General features: G+C 45.2%; 21 protein-coding genes. All 21 read left to right on the top strand.

Features of this window, described 5'->3' with window-relative positions:
• Positions 1 to 33 precede the first annotated feature (33 nt).
• The 21 genes from ligA (at position 34) to C1712_RS01290 (ending at position 24,839) form a co-directional block, all read left to right on the top strand.
• The gene (gene ligA, locus C1712_RS01390) at positions 34 to 2,031 is read left to right on the top strand and encodes an NAD-dependent DNA ligase LigA (RefSeq protein ID WP_102266123.1); all 1,998 of its coding nucleotides are present in this window, start codon (positions 34 to 36) and stop codon (positions 2,029 to 2,031) included.
• Positions 2,018 to 3,121 carry a CamS family sex pheromone protein gene (locus C1712_RS01385; RefSeq protein ID WP_102266121.1) on the top strand — a complete coding sequence of 368 codons (1,104 nt, stop codon included), beginning with the start codon at positions 2,018 to 2,020 and terminating at the stop codon, positions 3,119 to 3,121. Before ligA ends, C1712_RS01385 begins: the two co-directional genes overlap by 14 nt.
• 89 nt (positions 3,122 to 3,210) lie before the next feature.
• The gene (gene gatC, locus C1712_RS01380; protein WP_102266120.1) at positions 3,211 to 3,504 is read left to right on the top strand and encodes an Asp-tRNA(Asn)/Glu-tRNA(Gln) amidotransferase subunit GatC; all 294 of its coding nucleotides are present in this window, start codon (positions 3,211 to 3,213) and stop codon (positions 3,502 to 3,504) included.
• Between the two features lies 1 nt (position 3,505).
• A complete protein-coding gene (locus C1712_RS01375; protein WP_102266119.1) occupies positions 3,506 to 4,927 on the top strand; it encodes an amidase family protein in 1,422 nt (473 codons plus the stop codon).
• Positions 4,924 to 6,348, top strand: coding sequence for an Asp-tRNA(Asn)/Glu-tRNA(Gln) amidotransferase subunit GatB (gene gatB, locus C1712_RS01370; RefSeq protein WP_102266117.1), 1,425 nt, complete (start codon positions 4,924 to 4,926; stop codon positions 6,346 to 6,348). Before C1712_RS01375 ends, gatB begins: the two co-directional genes overlap by 4 nt.
• Before the next feature lie 57 nt (positions 6,349 to 6,405).
• Positions 6,406 to 7,047: a hypothetical protein gene (locus C1712_RS01365; RefSeq protein WP_102266116.1), complete on the top strand. Its 642-nt coding sequence runs from the start codon at positions 6,406 to 6,408 to the stop codon at positions 7,045 to 7,047.
• Between the two features lie 47 nt (positions 7,048 to 7,094).
• Positions 7,095 to 8,429, top strand: coding sequence for a 23S rRNA (uracil(1939)-C(5))-methyltransferase RlmD (rlmD, locus tag C1712_RS01360; protein ID WP_102266115.1), 1,335 nt, complete (start codon positions 7,095 to 7,097; stop codon positions 8,427 to 8,429).
• Positions 8,430 to 8,634: 205 nt separating this feature from the next.
• A complete protein-coding gene (locus C1712_RS01355) occupies positions 8,635 to 9,561 on the top strand; it encodes a DUF4268 domain-containing protein (protein WP_102266114.1) in 927 nt (308 codons plus the stop codon).
• A 207-nt stretch (positions 9,562 to 9,768) separates the two neighbouring features.
• Positions 9,769 to 9,963: a helix-turn-helix domain-containing protein gene (locus C1712_RS01350; RefSeq protein WP_102266112.1), complete on the top strand. Its 195-nt coding sequence runs from the start codon at positions 9,769 to 9,771 to the stop codon at positions 9,961 to 9,963.
• 56 nt (positions 9,964 to 10,019) lie between these two features.
• Complete coding sequence (locus C1712_RS01345; protein ID WP_219718823.1) at positions 10,020 to 12,704, top strand: N-6 DNA methylase; 2,685 nt, start codon at positions 10,020 to 10,022, stop codon at positions 12,702 to 12,704.
• Complete coding sequence (locus C1712_RS01340; protein ID WP_102266109.1) at positions 12,698 to 13,897, top strand: restriction endonuclease subunit S; 1,200 nt, start codon at positions 12,698 to 12,700, stop codon at positions 13,895 to 13,897. The genes C1712_RS01345 and C1712_RS01340 overlap by 7 nt, the downstream gene beginning before the upstream one ends.
• 11 nt (positions 13,898 to 13,908) lie before the next feature.
• Complete coding sequence (locus C1712_RS01335) at positions 13,909 to 17,019, top strand: type I restriction endonuclease subunit R (protein ID WP_102266108.1); 3,111 nt, start codon at positions 13,909 to 13,911, stop codon at positions 17,017 to 17,019.
• The gene (locus C1712_RS01330; RefSeq protein WP_102266106.1) at positions 17,012 to 17,776 is read left to right on the top strand and encodes a M48 family metallopeptidase; all 765 of its coding nucleotides are present in this window, start codon (positions 17,012 to 17,014) and stop codon (positions 17,774 to 17,776) included. The genes C1712_RS01335 and C1712_RS01330 overlap by 8 nt, the downstream gene beginning before the upstream one ends.
• Complete coding sequence (locus tag C1712_RS01325; RefSeq protein WP_102266104.1) at positions 17,742 to 19,334, top strand: hypothetical protein; 1,593 nt, start codon at positions 17,742 to 17,744, stop codon at positions 19,332 to 19,334. The genes C1712_RS01330 and C1712_RS01325 overlap by 35 nt, the downstream gene beginning before the upstream one ends.
• A 385-nt stretch (positions 19,335 to 19,719) precedes the next feature.
• Entirely contained in the window at positions 19,720 to 20,208 is a 489-nt protein-coding gene (locus C1712_RS01320) for a sigma-70 family RNA polymerase sigma factor (RefSeq protein WP_102266102.1), read from the top strand.
• A 91-nt stretch (positions 20,209 to 20,299) separates the two neighbouring features.
• On the top strand, positions 20,300 to 20,512 hold the full coding sequence (locus C1712_RS01315; protein WP_102266100.1) for a hypothetical protein: 213 nt from the start codon (positions 20,300 to 20,302) through the stop codon (positions 20,510 to 20,512).
• Positions 20,499 to 20,849, top strand: coding sequence for an rRNA biogenesis protein rrp5 (locus C1712_RS01310; RefSeq protein WP_102266098.1), 351 nt, complete (start codon positions 20,499 to 20,501; stop codon positions 20,847 to 20,849). Before C1712_RS01315 ends, C1712_RS01310 begins: the two co-directional genes overlap by 14 nt.
• Positions 20,788 to 21,972 carry a DUF2800 domain-containing protein gene (locus C1712_RS01305; protein ID WP_342744930.1) on the top strand — a complete coding sequence of 395 codons (1,185 nt, stop codon included), beginning with the start codon at positions 20,788 to 20,790 and terminating at the stop codon, positions 21,970 to 21,972. Before C1712_RS01310 ends, C1712_RS01305 begins: the two co-directional genes overlap by 62 nt.
• Positions 21,973 to 21,976: 4 nt before the next feature.
• Positions 21,977 to 22,525 carry a DUF2815 family protein gene (locus C1712_RS01300; RefSeq protein ID WP_102266094.1) on the top strand — a complete coding sequence of 183 codons (549 nt, stop codon included), beginning with the start codon at positions 21,977 to 21,979 and terminating at the stop codon, positions 22,523 to 22,525.
• 75 nt (positions 22,526 to 22,600) lie between these two features.
• Entirely contained in the window at positions 22,601 to 22,792 is a 192-nt protein-coding gene (locus C1712_RS01295; protein WP_102266092.1) for a hypothetical protein, read from the top strand.
• A gap of 58 nt (positions 22,793 to 22,850) precedes the next feature.
• On the top strand, positions 22,851 to 24,839 hold the full coding sequence (locus tag C1712_RS01290; protein WP_102266090.1) for a DNA polymerase: 1,989 nt from the start codon (positions 22,851 to 22,853) through the stop codon (positions 24,837 to 24,839).
• Positions 24,840 to 24,907: the final 68 nt, after the last annotated feature.

Genomic DNA, 24,907 nt, shown 5'->3' with positions numbered 1-24,907 from the left:
GTTATCATAGAAGCAAAACGAAAGGAGCAGTATATGGAAGCAGAAAAACGAATCAAAGAACTGCGGGAATTGCTGGAAAAGTTTTCGTATGAATATTATGTGCTGGATCAGCCCAGTGTAGAAGATCGTGAATATGATCGCTATTATCAGGAATTGGAGGAGCTGGAAAAAGCGTATCCACAGTTTCAGGACGCCAATTCGCCAACCCAGCGGGTCGGCGGTACGGTGCTTGCGGGATTTGCGAAGGTCGTTCATGAAAAGCCGATGCTTTCCATGGGAAACGCGTTTAACCTAGAGGATCTGAAAGCATTTGATGAGCGTATCCGCAATGAAGTCGGCGAGGTACATTATCATGTGGAATATAAGATCGACGGTCTGGCGATTTCTTTGCTTTATCGCGATGGACGTTTTGTAAGAGCCGCAACCAGAGGCGATGGTACGGTTGGAGAAGATGTTACCAATAATGTCAAGACGATCAAGAGCATTCCGATGGCGATTGCGGAAACCAAAGAGATGGAAGTGCGCGGCGAGGTGTTTTTGTCAAAGGCGCAGTTTGCCCGCATCAATGAAGAAAGAGCGGCACGCGGGGAAGAACTGTTTGCCAATCCGCGCAATGCGGCAGCCGGCAGCATTCGACAGCTCGACAGTGCGATCGTTGCCCAGCGCAAGCTAGATGCTTTCCTGTATACACTGGTCGATGCGGAAACATTCGGCATTGCCAAGCACAGCGATGCACTGGCTTATCTGGACCGTTTGCATATCAAGACCAATCCCAACCGTTATCTTTGTGATACGATCGAAGAAGTATGGGAGACGATCTTAAAGATCAGTGAGATCCGTGATACGCTGCCTTATGAGATCGACGGCGTTGTGATCAAGGTAGATGAACTGGAAAAGCAAGAACGGCTGGGCGCAACGGTCAAAGTGCCGCGCTGGCAGATCGCTTATAAGTTTCCGGCAGAGGAAGTGGAGACGAGACTTTTGGATATTGTCTTAACGGTCGGCAGGACCGGCCGTATCACGCCGAATGCGGTATTGGAGCCGGTGCGGGTGGCAGGCACCAGCGTCAAAGCAGCGCAGCTGCACAATGAAGATATGATCAAGGAAAAAGATATCCGTATTCATGATAAGGTCATCGTACGCAAGGCGGGCGAGATCATACCCGAGGTCGTGCGCGCATTGCCGCAAAAGCGGGACGGCACGCAGGTTCCTTATCAATTCCCGACTACTTGTCCGATCTGCGGCGGACATTTGGTGCGCTATCCGGATGAAGCGGCGCATTATTGCATCAATCAGGACTGTCCGGCACGAGTGGTGGAAAGCATGATCCATTATGCGAGCCGTGATGCGATGGATATCGACACATTGGGGGAAAAACGGATCAAGCAGCTGCATGATCTGGGTTTCTTGAATACGATCGAAGACATTTATCGCTTAAACAAGCGAAGAGAAGAACTGATTGCATTAGAGGGCTACAAGGATAAATCAGTGGATAAGATGCTGGAAGCGATCGAAGCAAGCAAGCAGAATCCATTAGAAGATGTATTGTTTGGCATGGGAATCAGGCAGGTCGGCAAAAAAGCTGCACAGATTTTAGCAAAGCGCTATGGAACGATGGATGCGCTCATGCAGGCGAGCGAAGCGGATCTGACGATGATCAAGGACATCGGTGCGATCACGGCGAAATCGATTCGTGATTTTTTCGATGAATCAGGCAATCAGGAGCTGATCGCGCATTTGAAAGGCTATGGGCAGCGCATGGACAGCGAAAAGGAAGAACGCATCGAAAGCATCTTTACGGATAAAACGGTCGTGCTGACCGGTACGCTGCAGCACTATAAGCGCAGTGACGCCAAGGCGTTGTTGGAAAAGCTGGGCGCCAATGTCAGCGGTTCGGTCTCGGCAAAGACAGATTATGTCATCTATGGTGAAAATGCCGGCAGCAAGTTGAAAAAAGCCAATGAGCTCGGTGTGGAAACGATGAGCGAGGAGGCGTTCATGGAGGAGGTGCAGGCGTATGAAGTGGAGTAAAGGAATCATTTTTGCCCTGAGTGCAATGATGCTGTTAGCGGGATGCGGCAGTAAGGATAACAGCGGCAGCTCGGACCAGATCAAGGTCAAACCGATCGAAGAGGGCGACTATGAAACGATCCTGGGGCAGGAAAGCAACCAGGCGCGGATCTTGAATAATAAGTCCAGCGGCAGTATGTTTGATGTCTATGAGATCGGCAAAGGACTGCAGGAACTTGCCAAGGCGCACTTTTCAGCAGACAGCTATCAGGTGCAGGAAGGACAGCTTCTCACTTACAGCAGTTTGGCAGCCTCTCAGAATGGACTTTTGGGAAATCAAAGCGACGATAACAAGACCGGCTTAAATCCAAAAGTCGGCGAAGCTTTTGATTTAGGAAACGGCGATACGACGGATGATCCTTTCATCTTGACCGGGATCCAGGAGATCGACTTCCTGCAAAACGGCGATCTGTCCGGTGTTGCGATCGCCATGGTGATGCGGCAGGAATGGTACGAGGATCATGAAAGCGGCTTGTATCAGGTGAAGAAGGAAATGACCGATGAAAAATTCAGACTGTTTGGCGAAGAAGCAGCGCGGAAGCTGGTCAATTATTTAAGAGCGCTGCCGGAGGTCGGTGATGAAATGCCGATCTATGTTGCGCTTTATAATGCCAACAGCGCTGATGATACACTGCCCGGTCATTATTTTGCGGAAGGTTATTTTGTTTCAAGAAGCACCAATTTTGAAGATATTGACGAACAGTGGTATATTTTCCCAAGCGATGCGGGCAGTGAGATCGACAGTGTGACAGCCGGCCGTATGGATACGCTCAAAGCATCGCTCTACGATCAGCTGCCGGAAAACATCGGCGTTGTCGGCAAAGGCAAATATGTGGATAAAGAGCTGCGGCAGTTGCATATCACCATTACGATGGATGCGAAAACCTATGTAGAGTGCAGTGCGATCGTACATTATACGCTGTCACTGATGAAAGACTTTAATCAGGATGATTATGCGATCAAGATCGAAGTTTACAGCAACAAGGATTTGATCGCCACGATGGTACGGGCAGAAAACGAATCGGATTTTACGACACACCTCATGCTTTGATGATGGAAGCGGGCATGGGAAACTAACAGTGTGAAGAAGAAAAATATAGAACGAATAAAGAAATAGAAAGGAAATGAAGGGAAAAGCGTATGGAACAGTTTGATGATGCGTATTTTCGGAAACTGGCGAATCAGATCATGTTTGATTTGTCAGAGGAAGAAATCAGGGAATTAAAGGAAGAATTTACGACTTTATTGGAACAGCTGGATCTGTTGAATCGAATTGATACGGAAGGTGTAGAGGAAATGATCTATCCTTTTGAAACACCGACTCATTATCTGCGCAAGGATGTGAGCGATCATGTTATATCCAAAGAGGAAGCGCTGCGCAATGTCGCTTCTGTAAAAGAAGGGCATGTTGCAGTGCCGAAGGTGGTGAAGTAGGATGAAGTATGCGGATTATCAAAGACAGGATGCGGCTGAAAATGTGAAAAACGCTTATGCGGATGCACAAAGGCTGCAAAAAGCGCTCAATGCGGTCGTTACTTTTGTCGATGTGGAAGCGCAGTTGGAACATTTGCGTGATGTTGATGAAAATGCGCCGCTGTATGGCATTCCGATCGTCTTGAAGGATAATGTATCCACGAAAGGGATCCGCACGACCGCATCATCACGGATCTTGGATAACTATGTACCGGTATATGATGCAACGATCGTGAAAAAACTGCGGGAAGCCGGGGCGATCTGCATTGCCAAGGCGAGCATGGATGAACTGGGCATGGGAGGAACCAACTTGAATGCCTACACCGGCAAGGTAAACAATCCTTATGATCTAGAACGCATCTCCGGGGGCAGCTCCGGCGGCAGTGCGGTTTTGGTAGCAGCCGGCGTGGTACCGATGGCGATTGGTACGGATACCGGCGATTCGGTGCGCAAACCGGCGGCATATTGCGGCGTGGTTGGCGTGAAGCCGACCTATGGCAGAATTTCCCGTTATGGGATCATCCCTTATGCTTCTTCACTGGATCATGTCGGTTATTTTAATACGAATGTGAATGACGCCGCTAAAACATTAGAAGTATTGGCGGGCCGTGATGATCTGGATATGACTTCTTCATCAGCGCATATCCCTGCTTTCAGCGAACAGTTAAACAGCGACCTGCATGGAAAGCGGATCGCGGTATTAGGCAACGTCCAGGACGCGATACAGGATACGCGGATCAAAGAACAGTTTACGGCGATGATAAAGAAATTAGAAAGCCGCGGAGCAATCGTGGAAACCGTTTATCTGAAAAAAGAACTGATGGAGGCGCTGCTTCCGACTTACTATATTATTTCTAATGCGGAGGCGGTTGCCAATCATTCTAACCTGGATGGCATTCGCTTTGGCATTCGGGAAGCGGGCGACAATCTGGAAGAAATTATGATCCATTCCCGCACCAAAGGCTTTTCCAGCGCAGTGCGCAAGCGTTTTGTGATCGGCAGTTATTCTTTGTTTGTGGAAAATCAGGAGAAACTGTTAAAGAAAGCACATCGGGTACGGCGGGTGATCGTAGATGCGTATCGGGAGCTATTTGCTTCGCATGACGCCGTTTTGGCAGTTGCGGCGCCGACAACAGCGCCCTATCCGAATGAAAGTGTTGATGAGCAGTTATCCGCATCTTATCTGATTGCGGAAAATCATATGTTGTTGGGAAACTTCTCCGGTTTTCCAAGTATGAGCGTACCAAGCGGCTTGATCGACGGCTTGCCGATCGCCATCAATGTCAGCGCCAAAGCGTTTGATGAGCAGACGATGTTCAATGTGGCCAAGGCCATCGAAGAAGAAAGCGGCATGGTCGGAAACTGTGTGGAGGTGAAAGCATGAGCTTTGAAACAGTGATCGGAATTGAAATTCACTGCGAATTAAAAACCGCAACCAAGATGTTTTCCGGGGCGCCGGTTTCTTTTGGGAAAGAAGCGAACAGTTGTGTGAATGAGATCGACTTAGGACATCCGGGTTGTTTGCCGGCAGTCAATGAAAAGGCGGTGGAGTTAGCGATTCGCGCTTGTACAGCGACGCATTGTGAAATCGACCCGCTGATTACGTTTGACCGCAAAAACTATTATTATTCGGATCTGCCGAAGGGCTTTCAGATCACCCAGCAGTTTCATCCGATCGGCAGCAACGGCTATGTGGAGATCGATACGGAAAACGGTCCGAAAAAGGTACGAATCAACCGCATTCATATGGAAGAGGATACAGCGAAGCAGTTTCATTATGCCAGCGGCACTTTGATTGACTTTAATCGTGCCGGTACACCGCTCATTGAGATCGTAAGTGAAGCGGATATGCGAAATGGGAAAGAGGCAGCCGCCTATGTGGAAAAACTGAGAACGCTGCTGTATTATCTTGGGGTAAGCGATGTGCGTATGGAAGAAGGATCGATGCGCTGTGATGTCAATGTTTCGATCAGACCGCATGGTTATGAGGGTTATGGTGTCAAAGTGGAAATCAAGAACTTAAATTCTATTTCCAACGTGCAAAAGGCGATCGAGGCGGAAGTCGCAAGACAAAGTGATCTCATCCTGCATGGAGGCGTAGTAGAGCAGGCAACGCTGCGCTATGATGAAGCGAGCAGAAAAACGGTAATGATGCGAAAGAAAGAGGGCAGCATTGATTATAAATACTTCCCGGAGCCGAATATTTTTCCGATTCAATTAGAGGAAGCGTGGATCCGTTCGATTCAGGAGCATTTGGGTGAATTGCCGGATGCGCGCAAGAAACGCTATATGGAAGTATGCGGTCTGAGTGAAAAAGACGCAAATCAGTTGGTTGCCAGCAAAGAAGTTTCCGAGTTTTATGATGAAGTATGCACGTACAGCAAGGAATATAAACTGAATGCGAACTGGGTATTGACGGAATTATTGGCGGTCTTAAATAAGGAAAATCTGACGATGGCACAAAATCCATGCCGGGCGGACTATTTGGGTGAAATGATCCTGATGATCAAAAACGGTGAAATTTCCGGGAAGCAGGCGAAGATCGTCTTTGAGGAAATCATCAAAGGAAAGGATCCGAAGCAGGTCGTAGAGGAAAAGGGCATGAAGCAGATGAGCGATGCCGGCGCATTGTTATCGCTGATCCAAACGGTGCTGGATCAAAATCCACAGTCGATCGAGGACTTTAAGAACGGAAAGGATCGCGCTGTTGGCTATTTGGTTGGACAGGTCATGAAAGCAAGTCGGGGACAGGCGAATCCGGCCATGACCAATCAACTGATACAAGAAGAACTGAAAAAACGATAAAAAGATGGTCAAACGGGCATTTTTCTAGTACAATAGGTATTGTTAGGAGTGATAATCTTGGCTAAGAAGGAAAAAAGTAATCATTCAGCACCGGGAAAATCAGGAACGGGAAAAGGAAAAAAGAATCGCAAGAGCAATATCATTTTGTGGATTGCGCTCATCGTATTTTTGATCCCGTGTTTGATTTTAGGATATATCATTTTGGATTCGACGGGGAATCAGCATGAGCCGGTAACGGCGGATCGTTTTAAGGGCGATCTGGATCCGGCGATCAAAGATGAGGAATTAAAAGAGATCGAAACGGCGCTGAAGAGCGATACGGTGGAATCGGTCAGTGTGAACTTGCGGCAGGCAACACTGCGCATTTTGATCGATACCAATGATGATCTAAGCAAAGAAGCGATCGCGACCATGGCGGAAAGCGCATATGGACAGGTTGCGAATGTGCTTCCGATCGATACTTATTTTACTAATCAGAAGCAGAAGATCATGTATGATCTGGAAATCCATGTCTATAATGTGATTCCGGATGGGGAGACAAGCACGGCGCAGATCTATTATCTGAAGTCGAAAAATGCGGCGGAAGAGGAACCGCTTTTGGAACTGCTGAGCGAAGCGAAAAATCCGGAAGTGGCAGATCCGCTGTTGAATCCGAAAACGGAACCGGAAGAAACGACTGAGGATGCGCAAAATCAATAAACAAGAGGGCAGTTTGCCCTTTTTCTATCGAAAGAGCAGGGATATGTATGAAGAAAAATGAAATTGTGGTCGGTGTTTGTGAAGATTATACAAATGAAGGACTGGGGGTTGCCAAGGTTGACGGCTTTCCGCTTTTTGTGAAGGGGCTTTTGCGCGGGGAAAGGGCTCGGCTTCTGGTCATGAAGGTCAAAAAGGGATATGGGTTTGCGAAGATCGTGGAGCTTTTAGAGGAGAGCGGAGAACGGCAGAAACCTTTTTGTAAGATCTATCAGTGGTGCGGCGGTTGTCAGCTGCAGCATATGTCGTTGAAAGAGCAGGCTTATTTCAAGCAGCAGAAGGTGGCGCATGCACTGCGGCGGATCGGGAATTGTGAGGCAAAGGTGGAGCCGATCTTGGCAATGGATTCTCCTTACGGCTATCGCAATAAAGGGCAGATTCCGGTCGGGGTGGACGCATATGGGGAAGTGGTATGTGGTTTTTATCGGATGAACAGTCATGATATCATTGATATGGAGGTTTGCCCGATTCAAAGTGATTTGATCAATACTTGTGTTGCGGTGATGAAGGAAGGGCTGCGGCGCTTTGGCTGTGCGGCTTATTTTCGGCATTTGTTAGTGAAGCATGCGTTTGCGAATGATACGGTGATGTTAGTGTGGATCGTGCGGGAGCGTGTATTTTCGCAGATGCAGGAACTGTGTGATTGGGTAGTAGGGAAGCTGCCGATGGTGAAGAGCATTGTGCTGAATGTGAATCAGCGAAAGGATAATGTGATTTTGGGGGAAGAGGAATTTTTGCTTTATGGGGAGCAGATGATCTATGATATGCTGGGCGGTATTGAGTTTGGGATCTCGGCAAAGTCGTTTTATCAGGTGAATCCGGTGCAGACGAAGGTGCTGTATGAGCAGGCGCTCGCATTTGCGCAGTTGAGCGGCAGCGAGGAGGTATTGGATCTATATTGCGGGGTTGGGACGATTTCACTGTTTTTGGCGCAGCATGCCAAGCATGTAACGGGAATTGAGATCGTGGGGGATGCGATTAGGAATGCCAAGGAAAATGCGCGGCGAAATGGGATAGATCATGTGGACTTTATATGCAGTGATGCGGCGCAGTATGCGGCGGTTTTGGCGGAAAGGGGGAAGAAGGTGGATGTGGTCGTGGTGGATCCGCCGCGTAAGGGGTGTGATGAATTGACGCTTGCTTCGATCTTGCAGATGGAGCCGAAGCGGATCGTGTATGTGTCGTGTGATCCGGCGACGCTTGCGCGGGATGTGCGTTATTTGGAGGAGCGGGGGTATGAATGTGTGCGGGTGCAGCCGGTTGATATGTTTGGGTGGAGTTATCACGTCGAGTGCGTAGTCTTGATGTCAAAAGTACAGAAGTAAATACCGAAAAAGGCTTGAAAACAAGGCATTTCCGAGCAAATGGCATATTGTTTTGATGGCTGCGTAACGGAAGATTTAACACCTGACGTATGGTGAAAATGATAGGTTGAGTTGACAGGTTGAAAATGGGCAAAGTCGAGTGGACAAGATGATTTTGCCTATTGTTGAGTTGATAGAATGGTTAATTGCACGAGGAGGAATAGAGTTGATTAATTTAGGAAAATTGAAAGAAATAAAAGACTTGAGAAAGGTATGGCCACATGAGGCAATAGACTTCACTCCTTGGCTTGCAGAAGAGGATAATCTTGCGTTGCTGGCGGATGCCGTTGGCTTGGAGATAACTGTTGATGAAACCGAGTCCAGCGTTGGAGATTTCAATGTGGACATTTATGCAACCGAAACCGGAACGGACAGAAAAATCATCATCGAGAATCAGCTTGAAGATACAAACCATGACCACCTTGGTAAGTTGATTACATATGCATCCGGCAAATCTGCTGATATTGTAATCTGGGTTGTTAAGAGAGCAAGAGAAGAACATCGCGCTGCAATTGAGTGGCTGAATAATCACACCGATGAGAATATTGCTTTCTTCCTGGTAGAAATCAAACTGTATCAAATCGGAAGTTCTGATATTGCCGTAAAGTTCGAAGTGGTAGAAAAGCCGAATGACTGGACAAAGGAAATCAAGCGTAACACCAGTAATTCCCCTACGTTGCAGGCGAGATATGACTATTGGGTTGCTTTCAACGACTATGCGTTCCAAAACCATGCATTTGCAAAGCAGTTCAATAAGAGGAAGGCAAGTACAGACCATTGGATGACTATGAGCGTGGGTTCCTCCGCTTGTCATATCAGCATCAATCAGATTCGCAAGGATAACCAGATTGTTGTAGAGTGGTACATTTCCGATGATAAAGAACTGTTCCATAAGTTTCATTCCCACAAGACGGAAATTGAAACGGATATGGACATGAAACTTGATTGGAGAGAATTGCCGGACAAGAAAGCCAGCAGAATCCTTATATCCCATCCGGCAGATTTTGATAATAAGGATAAGTGGTCTGAACAGTTCGATTGGGCGATGGACATTGCCTTGAAGATGAAAAATGCCTTCAAGAAATACTTATAAACAAGTGAATACTGATGGACTCGAAATCATAAGGGTTCCGGGGGTTGGAGGTATTCTTCTGACCCTCGGATTTTTTATTATGGCTTCCACACCCGAAACATCATCAAACATCAAGAAACATCACATAACCTATTGAAAACAGGCGGAAATAGTGATATAATATAAAAAGGAGTTTTGTAACCATCAACATTTGACGAGGTGAAAATAGTGAATGAAGTGATGAATGACAAATGGATAGGCATTGAAGAAGCCGCAGAATATTTAGGTGTTAAGCCTATTACAGTTAGAGACTGGATTAAAAAAGACACAGGTATTCCTGCCCATAAAATCGGAAAGAAGTGGAAGTTTAAATTCTCTGAATTAGATGCATGGGTAAAAAGCGGAAAGAGTGCTATCGAATGATAGTGTATATTTTAAAGAATAACTTATTAGAATGGAGATAAAAGAGGGCTATGGCTGTGAAGAAATCTGAATTGTATTCAATGCTCTGGGAGGCTTGTAATAAGCTGAGGGGCGGTGTAGAACCATCTCGATATAAAGACTATGTGTTGGTTTTACTGTTTTTTAAATATGTGTCTGACAGATATAAGGGGCAGCCGTTTGCTGAGTTCACAATCAGCAAGGGAGCATCCTTTGAAGATTTGATTGCCGCAAAAGGCAAAAGCGATGTAGGTGAACGTGTAGATAAGATTATCCAGAAATTCCTTGAGGATAACCGTCTGCAAGGTTCTTTGCCGGATGTCAGCTTTAATAACCCTGAAGAACTCGGATCTGGAAAAGAACTTGTTGACAAGGTTTCCGGTTTGATTGCTGTGTTCCAAAATCCGGCGATTGACTTTAAGAATAACCGTGCAAGCGGTGATGACATTATCGGTGACGCATACGAATATTTCATGATGAAATTCGCACAGGAATCCGGTAAGAGCAAAGGACAGTTCTATACACCAAGTGAGGTATCCCGCATTATTGCTCGTTTGATTGGTATTGGTGATATTAAGCAGATGCCTACAAAGAAGTGGACTCTTTATGACCCGGCAGCAGGTAGTGGCAGCCTTTTGATTAGAGCTGCAGACGAGGCTCCTGTTGATGAAAATGGGGATTCAATAGTAACTATTTTCGGGCAGGAAAAGTATCCGGATACTGCAGGTTTGGCGAAGATGAATTTCATCCTGCACAATAAGGGAACTGGAGAAATCAAGAGTGGCAATACGCTCTCCACCCCTCAGTATTTGGATGAGTTTAATGAATTAAAGAAATTTGACTTCATCGTTATGAATCCGCCGTTTTCCGATAAATCCTGGACGGATGGAATCAAACCGAGTGAAGATAAGTATAAGAGATTTGATGGGTATAGTATTCCGCCGGAAAAGAACGGTGACTATGCCTGGTTCTTGCACGTTTTGAAATCCTTGGACAGCAACGGCAAGGCAGGTATTGTTATGCCACACGGAGTGTTGTTTAGAGGAAATTCGGAAGAAACTATTCGTATTGAGGTATTGAAAAAGAGATATATCAAGGGTGTTGTAAGTCTGCCTCCAAACCTCTTTTACGGCACAGGTATTCCTGCCTGCATCATCATAATTGATAAAGAAGATGCAGAAACCAGAGAGGATATCTTCTTGATTGATGCCAGTCGAGGATTTAAAAAGGACGGTAGCAAGAATAGACTCCGTGAACAGGATATTGAAAAAATCGTACAGACTTTCATTAACCGCGATGTGATTAAAGGATACTCATGCACAGTTAAGTATTCGGATGTGTTGGAGCAGAATGGCGGAAATTTGAATATCCCACGTTACATTCAAAAGATTGACGATACTCTGCCACAGAATATTGCTGCTCATTTGAAAGGCGGAATTCCTGGTACGGATATTGATTCGCTGAAAAAACTGTGGGGCATTGCACCCAACCTTAAACAGGAAATCTTCACCTGCACGGATGTTGCTCACGATGTATATACCCTTGCCCTTCCGTCTGATGAAATTGAAGGTATTATCAATCAAGATGATAACATTCTTGCTGAAAAGAAACATGAAATTGAAGCACTGTTTTCACAGTGGAAATCTGCCATCAAGGATATTCTTTTGGGAATCGAATCCGACACAAACCCGAAAGAACTTATCCGTGCAATTGCAGCGAAACTCTTGGAAACCTATGAATCTGCAAGATTACTTGACAATTATGATGTATATGATTGCCTGCTGAATTATTGGAATGCCAAGTTGCAGGATGATGTATACGCCATCAAAGCAGGCGGTTATGTAGTAGGTCGTGAAATCGACTATGAATACGCAAAGAAAAAGCAGAAGGACGAAAGCGGTGAAACCGTTGAGATTGATGATACATCCAAGGTGAAATCTTTTGAAGGAGCACTGATTCCGAAAGAAATCATAGAGGAAGTATACTTTGCAGAGGAACTCGCCGAACTTACTGCCTTGATGGAGCAATCCGGTGCATTGGAAGCTGAACTGGATGAAATGCGTGAAGAAGAATCCGGTGATGAGGGCTTACTGAAAGAGGCACTCAATGAGAAGGGCGATAGCATTCCGAAAGCAAATCTAAATAAGCGTATTAAAGAATTGGATGCCAAGAAAACCTCGGCTCTCATGGATGCCATGACACAACTCTATGCACTGTTCGAAGAAGGAAAAACTGCTGAGATGGAAGCTCTTATTCGTGAAGTGCCTGAGTTGGCTGAATTTGATATTCGCAACAAAAATGGTACATTCGGCAAAGCAAAACTGAAAGCAGCCTTGAAACAGGCTTCTGAAACGGCTGCAGTGCCGGAAATCTATGCAGACGAATACGCCGCGTTGACTGCATATGCAGTGAAAGCCGCAGAAATGGATGCCGTGGATAAAGAGTGGAAAGCTGCTCGTAAGTCACTTGATGAAAAAGTGTTGGCAAAGTATGGCGAACTTACCGATGAGGAAATCAAACATCTTCTCTTCGATTTGAAATGGATGTATAAGCTGGAGAGCGATGTACGAGATGAAGTCGAACAGGTGATGAATACACTTTGTTCCAGAGTCTTATTAATTGCCAAACGTTATGAACGCACACTTGGAGAAATCGAGGAAAAGACAGCAAAATCAAGGACGGTTGTTATTGCTGCCCTGGAAAGGATGGGATACAAATGGTAACTTATCCAGAGGATTGGACTCCTGGCCAATTACGAGATTTTGGTTATATTCAAATGTGCCGTCGTATTTTTCAAAGTCAGACGAAGGCTTTTGGAGCCATTCCGTTCTATAAAATTAGTACTTTTGGCGGTAAAGCCGATGCATATATTTCGCAAGAATTATATGAAAAATATAAGATGCTTTATCCATACCCTGAAAAAGGCGATGTCTTGCTTTCAGCTGCTGGAACAGTGGGCAAAGCGGTTATTTTTGATGGTAAAGATTCTTATTTTCAGGATTCAAATATCGTATGGTTGAAAGTAGATAAAGATGTTGTTGACAGAAACTTTTTATGGTGGTTCTATAGGTCATATCCTTGGGATGCATTAGAAGGAACAACTATACAGAGATTGTATAATAACATCATATTAAACACTGACATCCATCTTCCTTCATTGCCTGAGCAAGAGGAAATTGCGCAGACTCTTTCAGAGTTTGATACCTATATCGATGACCTTACAGAACTGATTGAGAAAAAGAAGGGTATCCGAGATGGTGCGTTGGAAGATTTGATTTGTAGAAAAACACGACTTAAAGGTTTTTATGGCAGATGGAAAAAGGTGTCTTTCAATCAAGTTATTATTCCGAAAGCGAGAATCGGATGGCAAGGATTGAAAAAGCATGAATATCTGCGAAGTGGCTACAGTTATTTAATTGGTGGCACGGATTTTGACCACGGAACTGTTAGCTTGGACGCTATTTCATATGTGTCGCAGGAACGTTATGATATGGATGCCAATATTCAAGTTTCTGCAAATGATGTGTTGGTTACAAAAGATGGTACTATTGGTAAAGTGGCAATGGTGCCGGAATTGAGTAAACCAGCAACATTGAATAGTGGTGTGTTTGTTTTCAGAACTAAACAGGGGCTTTTACCCGTGTTTCTGTTCCGTGTATTACAGTCCTCAGTATTCAGAGAATTTATTGATACGCTGTCTGCTGGCTCTACTATTAAACACTTGTATCAGAAGGATTTGAAAAAGTTTGAATTTGAAATTCCTGATGACACAAAAGAACAAGAAGCTATTGCGGAAGTTCTTACAGCGATGGATAAGGAAATTGCAGACTTGGAAACAGAGCGAGAAAAAATCATTCAAATCAGAGAGGGCGCTATGGATGACCTGCTGACAGGTCGCGTCCGTTTAACTACGTAAGGAGGCGCAAGATGGCAACTGTAGATGCGGAGAAAAAATTACAAAAAAGAGTCCTGCATTGGTTGGTTGATGACCTTGGTTATACTTATCTTGGAAACCTTGAAGATATCGATAACACACCCGTTAAGGAAGATTTGCTGAAAGCTAATCTGAAAAAGCGTGGGTACAGTGATGACCAGATCAAAACTGCTATCAGTGAACTCTTGAGCAAGGTAAATAACCAGGTCGATACGCTTTATCAAATTAACCGAGGTGTATATTCCCTGCTCCGTTACGGACGACAGGGAGCGAAGGATGAGCATGGACGTCGCCAGACAGTACACTATATAAATTGGGACGATACCGACAGCAACGATTTCTATGTTGCGGAAGAAGTGTCTGTTCTGCGTTTTGATAAGGTGACGAGAAAACGTCCCGATGTTGTACTGTATATTAACGGTATCGCACTCGGCGTATTTGAATTGAAGAGTTCTTATGTCAGTGCCGGAAAAGGCATCCGTCAGATGTTGCAGAATCAGAAGCGTGAAAACATTCTGAATTTCTTCAGTACGGCACAGTTTCTGTTTGCGGGCAATGAAGCAGAAGGTCTTTTCTATGGTACAACCGATACGCCTGAAAAGTATTATCTGAAATGGAAAGAGGACAAAAAAGCAACCGACGATTTATCTGCTGCTGTGAAATTGTTACAGGTCAAAGAAGTTAACCGTTTGAGAGATGGCGTAATTTCCATTTGCCATAAGGAACGCTTCTTGTCTCTTATCCACGATTTTGTGATATATGATGCAGGCATCAAGAAGGTAACAAGACACAATCAGTATTTTGCTAATATTGCTGCCCGTAAGCGAATCCAAGATAAAGAAGGCGGTATCATCTGGAACACCCAAGGTTCCGGTAAATCGCTGATTATGGTTTGGCTTACCAAGTGGATTATTGAAAATGTCACAGACAGCCGTGTTGTTATTATTACGGACCGTGATGAACTGGATGACCAAATTGAAAGCCTTTTCATTGATGTAGACGAAAAGGTTCGCAGAGCAAAAAGCTGTGCTGACCTGCGTTCCATTTTGGATAAGAATGAGGATGCTATTGTGTGTTCGTTGATTCACAAATATGGACATAACGCAGGAAATCAGTCTGATATCGACCAGTACAGAAAAGAATTGCTGAAGGACCTGCCGAAGGATTTCTGTGCAAAGGGCAATATCGTGGCATTCATCGATGAGTGTCACCGTACCAATTCCGGCAAATTGCATGAGGCTGTAAAAGCGCTGATGCCTAACGCCGTTCTGATTGGTTTTACGGGTACTCCTCTTTTGAAAACGGACAAGCAGACGAGCCTGGAAACATTCGGTACATACATCCATACTTATAAATTCGATGAAGGCGTAGAGGACGGCGTGGTTCTTGACCTTCGTTATGAAGCGAGGGATGTAGATCAGGATTTGTCCAGCCAGGATAAAGTCGATTTGTGGTTTGAAAACAAAACACATGGATTGACTGAACGTGCAAAACTCCAATTAAAGCAGAGTTGGACTTCTATCAATAAACTGTATAGTTCCAAGCAGCGTCTGGAGAAAATTGCATCCGATATCGTTTTTGATATGAGCCTTAAGCCGAGACTTAAGGAAGACCGTGGCACAGCTATGCTTGTGGCAAACAGTATTTATGAGGCTTGCCGCTATTGGGAAATCTTCATGAGCATGGGATTTACCAAGTGTGCTGTTGTTACTTCTTATGAACCTACCACACAGAGTGTCAGAACGGCAACGACCGACCCTAATCAGGCAAGCGAAGACGAGTATAAAAAAGCAATCTATGAGCGTATGCTCGGCGGAAAGAAACTCGCTGAGTTTGAAAAGGAGGCCAAGGAACGCTTCAAACACGAGCCGGCGCAGATGAAACTGCTAATTGTGGTTGATAAACTGCTGACTGGCTTTGACGCTCCGAGCGCAACCTATCTTTATATTGATAAATCCATGCGTGACCATGACTTGTTCCAGGCTATCTGCCGTGTTAACAGACCGGATGGCGAGGACAAGGATTATGGATATATCGTGGATTATATGGACTTATTCCGTAATGTGCAGCTGGCGGTTGCAGATTACACAACCGAGGCCTTCGATGGCTACGATAAAGAAGATGTCGAGGGGCTCATTAAAAATCGCTACGATGAAGCAAAATCTGAGTTGGAAGGAACACTCACTTCCCTTGAGGCGTTGATTGAGAATGTTCCTATGCCACAGGCAGATACCGACTACATTGAATATTTCTGCGGTGATGACAGCGAAAGTGATGAGAAAACTGCAAGAAGAGACACACTGTATGCATTGACGGCGGCTCTTTCTCGTTCCTTTGCCAACTGCTGCGACAGATTGGTTGCTGATTATGGTTATACCGAAGAGGATGTAAATCACCTGCGTGGTGAAATATCCGGCTATAACAAAATCAAAGAAATGATTAAGTTGGCAAGCTGCGATTATATTGACCTCAAGCCATATGAGGCTGATATGCGCTATATTTTGGACACCTACATCCGTGCCGAAGACACAAAAGTGGTGAGCGAACTTGGAAATATGTCTCTTGTTGAACTTCTCTTACAAGGGAAAACGACAACTCCAGCGGATCTGGTTAAAGACCTGCCTGGTGACAACGAGGCAAAAGCTGAGACAATCGACAACAACATACAGCATGAAATTGTTAAGAAGATGAGTTCCAATAGTGTGTACTATGGAAAGTTGTCTGAGATGCTGAAGAAAATCATCATGCAGCGAAAAATTGAAGCTATGAGTTATGAAGAATATCTCAGACAGGTTGTTGAATTGGCGGAAGCCATTCTCCATCCAGAAACCAGTGGTAGCTATCCTGATGAGATTAAGGATAGCGCCGCAAGACGTGCGTTGTATGACTATTTTGAGCAGAATGTTGAATTGACGATTGATGTTGATGGAGCAATCCGAGTATCGATTCAACCGGAATGGAAGAGAAACTTTCAAAAACAGCAGCGTATAAGACTTGCTATTTATAAAAAATTATTGCTTCATAGCTATAGCGAAGACAAGGCGACCGAAGAAACCAATAATGTCTTCGATATTGCACAAAGGCAGGAAGAATACGATGCGTAAAGAAGAAATGGAAATCGGTGGGTTGACTGTTGAAATTATCAGAAAGAGCAATCTAAAAAATCTGTATATCAGAGTCAACCCGCCAGAAGGCAATGTGACTGTTAGTTCTCCTCTGGAACTGAAGGATGAAGATATAAAATTATTTGTCCTGAAGAAATTGCCGGAGATTACTAAGGTTCGTGACAGAATGTTGGCGCAGGAGCGTCAGAGCAAAAGAGAATATGTGTCCGGTGAGTCCCATTACTTGTGGGGTAAACCATACCGTTTGCAGGTCATCTATGAGGGCAAGCAACAGAAAATTGTAAAAACGCCAACCAAAATAGTAATGACTGTGCCAGAAGGTACATCAACGGATGCAAAAGAGAAATTATTTATTGAGTGGTATAGACAGGAATTGAGCCGTGTCCTGGATACCGTTGTAGCAAGTTGCGAAAAGAAAATGGAAGTCTATGCGAGTGAAGTTCGTATCAAGAATATGAGAACTCGCTGGGGCACGTGTAATATTGACAAGCGCAGGATTTGGATTAATTTGCAGCTTGCAAAGAAACCTGTGGAGTGTCTTGAATATGTGGTTGTTCACGAATTAGTGCATTTGTTAGAGAAAAACCACACACATAGGTTCCATGCTTTAGTAGAGCAGTATTATCCGACATGGCGTGAAGCAAAGAAATTGTTAGCTACTATGCCTCTTGATTACATGGAAAAAGGAGAATCCGATATTGATGACGAAGAAGCTGACATCGAGCGATATCTATGATATCAATAAAAAAACAGGAGCCTTGATTCTTGGCAAGAATCGCCTGGATGATTATGCAACTAAATATCTGACTAAGCATTGCAAAGAGGCTCTTCTGTCTCCGATGCCACTTCCCGTTGAGAAGATTCTCGCAGAAGCACAACTTACAGTCAAAGAAGTTTCACTTTCGAGAAATCTCGATATATTTGGATGTTGCTTGCTTTTAGATGGAGAGGTTGATGTATATGATGCCGATAATGGCACATCTCAGCCCGTTCACTTTCCTGCGGGGACAATATTGATTGACCCTGCCTCTGAGGCGGTTTACGGTGAGGGCGCAAAACGAAATACTCTTATACACGAGGCACTACATTGGGAAAAGGATAAGATGTATTTTGAAATTTTGGCATTGAAAAATGCTGCCGCATCAGAAAAACTGTATCCAATTATGTGCCGACAGTCTGAAACATTCTTTGAGCCTCCAGAAGGAAAAAAGACAAAAGAAAATGAGGTAAAGTGGTTGGAGTGGCAGGCACATAGATTGGCTCCAAGAGTGTTGATGCCTTTTGAAATGTTCAAACAGAAGGCACTGGAGTTAATAGCCAGTTATAACGACCCACAAAACGATATATTTCCATCCTGCGATATCCTTATTGAGGATTTGAGTACATTTTTTATTGTATCTCGTGTTTCGGTCAAGTACCGTTTGATTGAGGTTGGTTTGCTTGATAAACTCCGAATTTTTGATGATTTTGATGCAGTATTTGCGGAAATAACAGGAAGCAAGGAACTGGTGGCATTAACGCCGCTTGAAGCCTATCAACTTCTATCCGCAGACTCATCATTAAGAGAGTGGGTAGATGGAGGCCGTTTCGTATATGCAGATGGCTATTTTGTCCTTGCTGAGAAGCAGTATGTTCTATTAAAAGAAGGCGAACTCCATTTAACAGCAAAAGCAAAGAAAAAGCTGGCTCAATGTGCTATTAATATCCGAGAGTATAAGTACACTGAATACCGAAATGTATCGAAAGACTTGATTGGTTTTTCCGTTCTGCATCGTGTGGAAGGGATAGACCAACGAATATTAACATTTCATCCGAAATATCAGGCTAATTTTGCATACGAACCCGACGAGGCTTACGATGCGTTTCATGATTATATTTCTGTTTATGATGAAGCTGAAGAAATAGAACTGATGAAAAGATTGGGCGACCCGACGAGTACGCTATGCCAATGTCTGTGGTATTTGATGGAAAACAGAAAATGGAATTACCCGGAAGTGTTCAATGATAGAACAGGACTGCATAAAAATTATCACGGAAAGATAAAAAACGATAAATACAACAATATGGGTACGGATGTCCTTATGGCTATATGTGTTGGTATGAAATTAAGTCTTCGTATTACAGAAAAGATTTTTGAAAAGTCAAAGAATAAGCTGGACTATTACCATGACCCAGATAAAACCTATATTCGCATTATGGAGAATATGCCTGGTATTTCCGTACAGGATTTCAATAGCATCTGTAAAAGAGCAGGCGTTGATGAATTAGGAAGTACAATAAAAGATAATGAATAAATTTTGATAACTCACTGAGTTGGTTTTGGACCCCGAAAGGGGTCCTTTTTTTATGCCCAAAAACAGAAAACACCGATATTATGGGCATTCCTCGACCAACTCACCGAGTTGGTCATGAAAAATTTTAAAGAATTATAATGTCTATGACAATCAACACAAGGAGATTGTCAGAAAAAATATTCCAATGCCCGAAGTGGTCGACCTTAAGGCGGCGGGATACATCAAGAGTCAATTTCACGGTATAGCCGTGGACTGACCGCAGATGTACCCACCGTACTTTGTCATACCCATTTTCGGTATCAGAGTCGGTGTGTACCATCACATCGGCTCTTTTTGTGTCCCTGCCGCCACCCAATCGGGCGTAAAAGAAAGGCAGGGACTTTAAATGAGAAAGTTCAAAACAGCGGAAGACAACCGTACAAATTACATTTATTACTTCAACGATGGTACAAGCTATACCATCACTCCCGGCGAAAACGGAGAAAATGCAACCATCATCTCACAGCTTCATGGTATGGACGATGATGAACTGGATGCCGACCGTAGAGAGGCATATCACTGTCCAGTTCATTATGAAGGCTACCACGATGGGGACGGCGACGATGCGGATGACCGCAACCCGTATCTTGAGGATGATACTTACAATCCTTTGCAGCAGATTCTGAACTCTATCGCAAACGAAGAGCGTTCTCTTCAGATTGAAAAGTTGAAGGTGGCTCTTTCGGAACTGACGGACAAGCAGAAGGATACCGTGGTTAAGAAGTTCTATCGCAACATGACCAATGTGGATATTGCAGCAGAAGAAGGCGTTTCTGAGGCGGCTATCCGCAACAGGCTCACTAAGATTTATGCAACGCTGAAAAAGAAAATTTGAAAAAAGTTGATTTGAGGGGGTTCGATTCCCCCTCATTTTTCGCTTATGGACAGAGGGGTGAGAAAAACTCCTCGGAAAGGAGCCAAGTGCAATGGGAATTAAACACAAGGTATGTATCAACATTGCAAAACCCGGCGGCACACCTTCTCCGGTAGTCCGAAGCGGAACGATGCAGATTCGCAAGAGAATACTTGATTTTCTCTTCGGTCAGCAGGTCAACGTTCTGGTTCTCTCTCCAGGTGATTCGGTGCAGACCGTCGAGATTCACGAACTGAAAGGAGGCGAGAACCATGACAAACGCTAACAAATTTAATCTGCTCCTCGATGTGGTGAAGCTGATGCACTCACTGGCAGACGGACTGGAAGCTGTGGCTTACGCATTTGCTGACAGCCAGGAAATCTTCGTTGATGCCAAGGAAGTGTCGAAGCCTGTCGAAACAGGACAACCCACAAAGCAGATAGCAGAAAAGGTGCCTACTTTGGCAGATGTCCGTGCTGTGCTTGCGGTTAAGACGCAGAACGGTATGACAGCCGAGGTAAAGGGTTTGATTACCAAGTACGGCGGCAGCAAGCTGTCGGATGTGGACCCGAAGCACTATGCAGACCTTATTAAGGATGCGGAGGTGCTTGGCAATGGGTAATCACGCACTACTTTCCCCTTCCAGTTCCCACAGGTGGTTACAATGCACACCGAGTGCGGTCTTGGAAACGGAGTTTGAAAACAAGAGCAGCAACGCTGCCGAGGAAGGTACTGCGGCTCACGCTTTATGCGAACACAAGTTGAAGAAGGCACTCCGCAGGCGCAGTAAGCGTCCGGTATCCCCGTTTAATACGGATGAGATGGAAGAACATAGCGATGCTTATGTGGAGTTTGTCTTAGAACAGCTTGAAAAAGCAAAGCAGAACTGCCCCGATCCTTTGGTGCTGATTGAGCAGAAGGTTGACCTCTCCGATTATGTTCCGGGCGCATACGGAACGGCGGATTGCCTCATCGTCTCGGATAACAGTCTCCACATTATCGATATGAAATACGGACTTGGTGTACTCGTTGACGCAGAGGAAAATTCGCAGCTGAAGTGTTACGGCATCGCAGCACTCAGTGCCTATGAAAGCCTGTATGACATTAAGGAAGTTTCACTTTCGATTTTCCAACCTCGCAGGGAGAATGTTCAGACATGGACGGTGTCTGTGGAAGAACTGAAAGCCTGGGCGGAAAACGAACTGAAACCCAAGGCTCAGATGGCTGCCAAGGGCGAAGGCGAATATTGTCCGGGAGAATGGTGCCAATTTTGCCGTGCGGCGGTCAAGTGCCGTGCGAGGGCAGCAGAAAAACTCCGTATCGCAGAGGAAGAATTCAAACTTCCGCCTTTGCTTACGGATGAGGAGATTGAAGAAATTCTTCCGATGCTGCCGGACATCACCAAGTGGGCAAACGAAATCAGTGCCTATGCCTTGGAAGCGGCACTAAACCACGGCAAGTCGTGGAGCGGGTTCAAGGTTGTCGAAGGTCGTTCTAACCGTAAGTTTTCCGATGAGGATGCGGTGGCGGCAGCAGCCAAGGAACACGGGTACACAGACATTTACCGTCAGAGCCTTATCACTCTGACAGAAATGCAGAAGCTGATGGGCAAAAAGCAATTCGAGGAAATCCTGGGCGGCCTCGTTATCAAACCACCCGGAAAGCCTACCCTCGTTCCCCTTTCGGATAAGAGGCAGGCAATGAACGTATCAGACGCAAAAAACGAATTTATTATGGAGGATTAAAATTATGGCAAACGTAAACAGAACTAAGGTTATCACTGGCAAGAACACTCGTCTTTCTTACTTCCACGGTTGGGAGCCTGTCAGCATCAATGGTGGTGCTGAAAAGTATTCCGTATCCGTGTTGATTCCGAAGGACGATACCGAAACCATCAACGCTATCAACGCTGCAGTGGATGCTGCGATTGAGGAAGGCATCGCCAAGTTCGGCGGCAAAAAGCCTAACAAGGGTGCAATCAAACTGCCTCTTCGTGACGGCGATGTTGAAAGAGATGATGATGCCTACAAGGGTCATTATTTCGTGAACGCAAACAGCACTACGGCTCCTCAGATTGTGGACAAGGCGGTTAAGCCTATCCTCGACCGTGATGAGGTTTACTCCGGCTGTTATGCGAGAGTGTCTTTGAACTTCTACGCATTTAACAGTAACGGTAATCGTGGTGTTGCCTGCGGTCTTGGCAACATTCAGAAAATCCGTGATGGTGAGTATCTCGGTGGCCGTACTTCCGCAACCGATGATTTCTCCACTGTTGAGGATGACGATTTCTTGGCATAAGGATAACCCTGGCAGGCGGTGTGAAATACCACCGTCTGCCATAAACGAAAACTGCGAAATACGAGGTAAAACGATATGAACGAATTATACGAATTTATGAAACAGGTCGATGTGATTGTGCTTTTCTGCCTGATCTACGGTCTTGCCATCAACGGCATCGTGTGGACGGTATGTGAAATCATCAGCTTTATTGTCAAGAAGGTCAAAGCCTTCCGTGAAAAGCGTAAGCAGAAAAAGGCTGCACAGAATGAAGATGTGACCGAGTAAACATGACGGGCGGCGGAGGATATTCTTCTGCCGCCTTTGTCATAGAAAGGAATGTGCTATGAAAGTATTAAGTATAGATATTGAAACCTTCTCCTCGGTCAATCTGCAAAAATGCGGTGTGTACAAATATGCAGAGAGCGAGGATTTTGAAATATTACTGTTCGGTTATGCCGTGGACGGCGGTGCTGTGCAGGTGGTTGACCTTGCCTGTGGGGAGAGTATACCTGCAGAAGTTATTGATGCACTGACCGATGATTCCATTATAAAAACGGCGTATAACGCAACTTTTGAAAGAGTCTGCCTGTCCCGATATTTATCGGATATGGGTGTAAGCCTTGACCCGTTCTATGATAACCACCCTTTGTCGCAGGAGTGCGCCCGTTTCTTAAATCCGGCAAGTTGGCACTGTACTATGATTTGGGCGGCAACTTTAGGTCTGCCGCTTTCTCTTGAGGGTGTGGGTGCTGTTCTTGGTTTGGAGAAACAGAAGCTGACCGAGGGTAAATCCTTAATCAAATATTTCTGCGTTCCCTGTGCACCGACCAAGGTAAACGGTGGTCGCACAAGAAATCTGCCGGAGCATGATATGGAAAAGTGGCAGCAGTTTAAGGCATACAACCTCCGTGATGTGGAAACCGAAATGGGTATCCAGGCAAAGCTGTCACGCTTTCCGGTATCGGATAAGATTTGGGATGAATACCATGTGAGTGAAGAAATCAATGACCGTGGTATCGGTGTGGATATGGTGCTTGTAAAAGAGGCAATCGAAATCGACAGTAAGAGCCGTGAACATCTGACTGCCAGAATGCAGGATATGACAAATCTCGACAATCCTAATTCCGTGCAGCAGATGAAGATGTGGCTATCGGATAACGGTATGGAGATGGAGAGCCTCGGTAAAAAAGAAGTGGCGGCGGCAATCAAAACGGCACCACAGGATATTACCGATGTACTGTCCCTTCGTCAGCAGCTTGCCAAGAGCAGTGTTAAAAAATACACGGCTATGGAGAACGCTGTGTGCAGAGATAACCGTGCAAGGGGTATGTTTCAGTTTTACGGAGCCAATCGTACCGGACGATTTGCAGGAAGGTTGATTCAATTACAGAACCTACCACAGAACCACATGGAAGATCTGGCAGAGGCTCGTGGTCTTGTGCGTAGCGGAAATTACGATGCCTTGGAACTTTTATATGAAGATATCCCCGATACCCTGTCACAGCTTATCCGTACTGCCTTTGTGCCACAGAAGGACAGAAAATTTATCGTAGCAGACTTTTCTGCAATTGAGGCGAGGGTGTTGGCTTGGCTTGCAGGCGAACAGTGGAGAATTAAGGTATTCGAGGAAGGCAAAGACATTTATTGCAGCAGTGCATCGCAGATGTTTGGCGTTCCGGTAGAAAAGCACGGCGTGAACGGACATCTCCGTCAAAAAGGTAAAATCGCAGAACTCGCCCTGGGTTATGGTGGCTCGGTCGGTGCCTTGAAAGCAATGGGTGCCTTGGATATGGGCATTGCGGAAGAAGAACTGCAACCGCTTGTGTCTGCGTGGAGAAATGCCAACCCTATGATAACCAGGCTTTGGTGGGATATTGACCGTGCCGTAAAGACCTGCGTGAAACAGAAGACTGCCGTGGAAACGCATGGCTTGAAGTTCCACTATCAAAGTGGATTCCTGTTTCTGACCCTTCCGTCCGGCAGACAGCTTGCCTATGTAAAACCACGCATGGGAGAGAACCAGTTCGGCGGCGAGGCGGTCACCTATGAAGGTGTGGGTGCTACAAAGAAGTGGGAGCGTTTGGAAAGCTACGGTCCCAAGTTTACGGAGAATGCCGTGCAGGCCATTGCCAGGGATATTCTGATGTTCGCCATTCAAACACTCAGCCACTGCGACATCGTTGCCCATGTCCACGATGAAATTATCATTGAATGTGACCGTAGGGTTTCCCTGGATGCCGTTTGTGAGCAGATGGGCAGGACTCCGCCTTGGGCGAAAGGTTTGCTCCTTCGTGCAGACGGATACGAATGCGATTTTTATAAAAAAGATTAAAATTTGGGGGTTCGATTCCATCGGATTTTTCGCTTATAGGCAGAAGGATGATTTGTCCTTCTGTCTAT

Source organism: Massilicoli timonensis (assembly GCF_900199515.1).
GTDB classification, from domain to species: domain Bacteria; phylum Bacillota_I; class Bacilli_A; order Erysipelotrichales; family Erysipelotrichaceae; genus Massilicoli; species Massilicoli timonensis.
Note: the sequence above shows the minus strand (reverse complement) of the source record. Positions and strands in the feature narration are given on the sequence as shown.

Coding starts and splice junctions, on each gene's coding strand:
- ligA (WP_102266123.1), top strand. CDS start 34: ATGGAAGCAGAAAAACGAATCAAAGAACTGCGGGAATTGCTGGAAAAG.
- C1712_RS01385 (WP_102266121.1), top strand. CDS start 2,018: ATGAAGTGGAGTAAAGGAATCATTTTTGCCCTGAGTGCAATGATGCTG.
- gatC (WP_102266120.1), top strand. CDS start 3,211: ATGGAACAGTTTGATGATGCGTATTTTCGGAAACTGGCGAATCAGATC.
- C1712_RS01375 (WP_102266119.1), top strand. CDS start 3,506: ATGAAGTATGCGGATTATCAAAGACAGGATGCGGCTGAAAATGTGAAA.
- gatB (WP_102266117.1), top strand. CDS start 4,924: ATGAGCTTTGAAACAGTGATCGGAATTGAAATTCACTGCGAATTAAAA.
- rlmD (WP_102266115.1), top strand. CDS start 7,095: ATGAAGAAAAATGAAATTGTGGTCGGTGTTTGTGAAGATTATACAAAT.
- C1712_RS01340 (WP_102266109.1), top strand. CDS start 12,698: ATGGTAACTTATCCAGAGGATTGGACTCCTGGCCAATTACGAGATTTT.
- C1712_RS01335 (WP_102266108.1), top strand. CDS start 13,909: ATGGCAACTGTAGATGCGGAGAAAAAATTACAAAAAAGAGTCCTGCAT.
- C1712_RS01330 (WP_102266106.1), top strand. CDS start 17,012: ATGCGTAAAGAAGAAATGGAAATCGGTGGGTTGACTGTTGAAATTATC.
- C1712_RS01325 (WP_102266104.1), top strand. CDS start 17,742: ATGACGAAGAAGCTGACATCGAGCGATATCTATGATATCAATAAAAAA.
- C1712_RS01320 (WP_102266102.1), top strand. CDS start 19,720: ATGAGAAAGTTCAAAACAGCGGAAGACAACCGTACAAATTACATTTAT.
- C1712_RS01315 (WP_102266100.1), top strand. CDS start 20,300: ATGGGAATTAAACACAAGGTATGTATCAACATTGCAAAACCCGGCGGC.
- C1712_RS01310 (WP_102266098.1), top strand. CDS start 20,499: ATGACAAACGCTAACAAATTTAATCTGCTCCTCGATGTGGTGAAGCTG.
- C1712_RS01305 (WP_342744930.1), top strand. CDS start 20,788: ATGTGGACCCGAAGCACTATGCAGACCTTATTAAGGATGCGGAGGTGC.
- C1712_RS01300 (WP_102266094.1), top strand. CDS start 21,977: ATGGCAAACGTAAACAGAACTAAGGTTATCACTGGCAAGAACACTCGT.
- C1712_RS01295 (WP_102266092.1), top strand. CDS start 22,601: ATGAACGAATTATACGAATTTATGAAACAGGTCGATGTGATTGTGCTT.
- C1712_RS01290 (WP_102266090.1), top strand. CDS start 22,851: ATGAAAGTATTAAGTATAGATATTGAAACCTTCTCCTCGGTCAATCTG.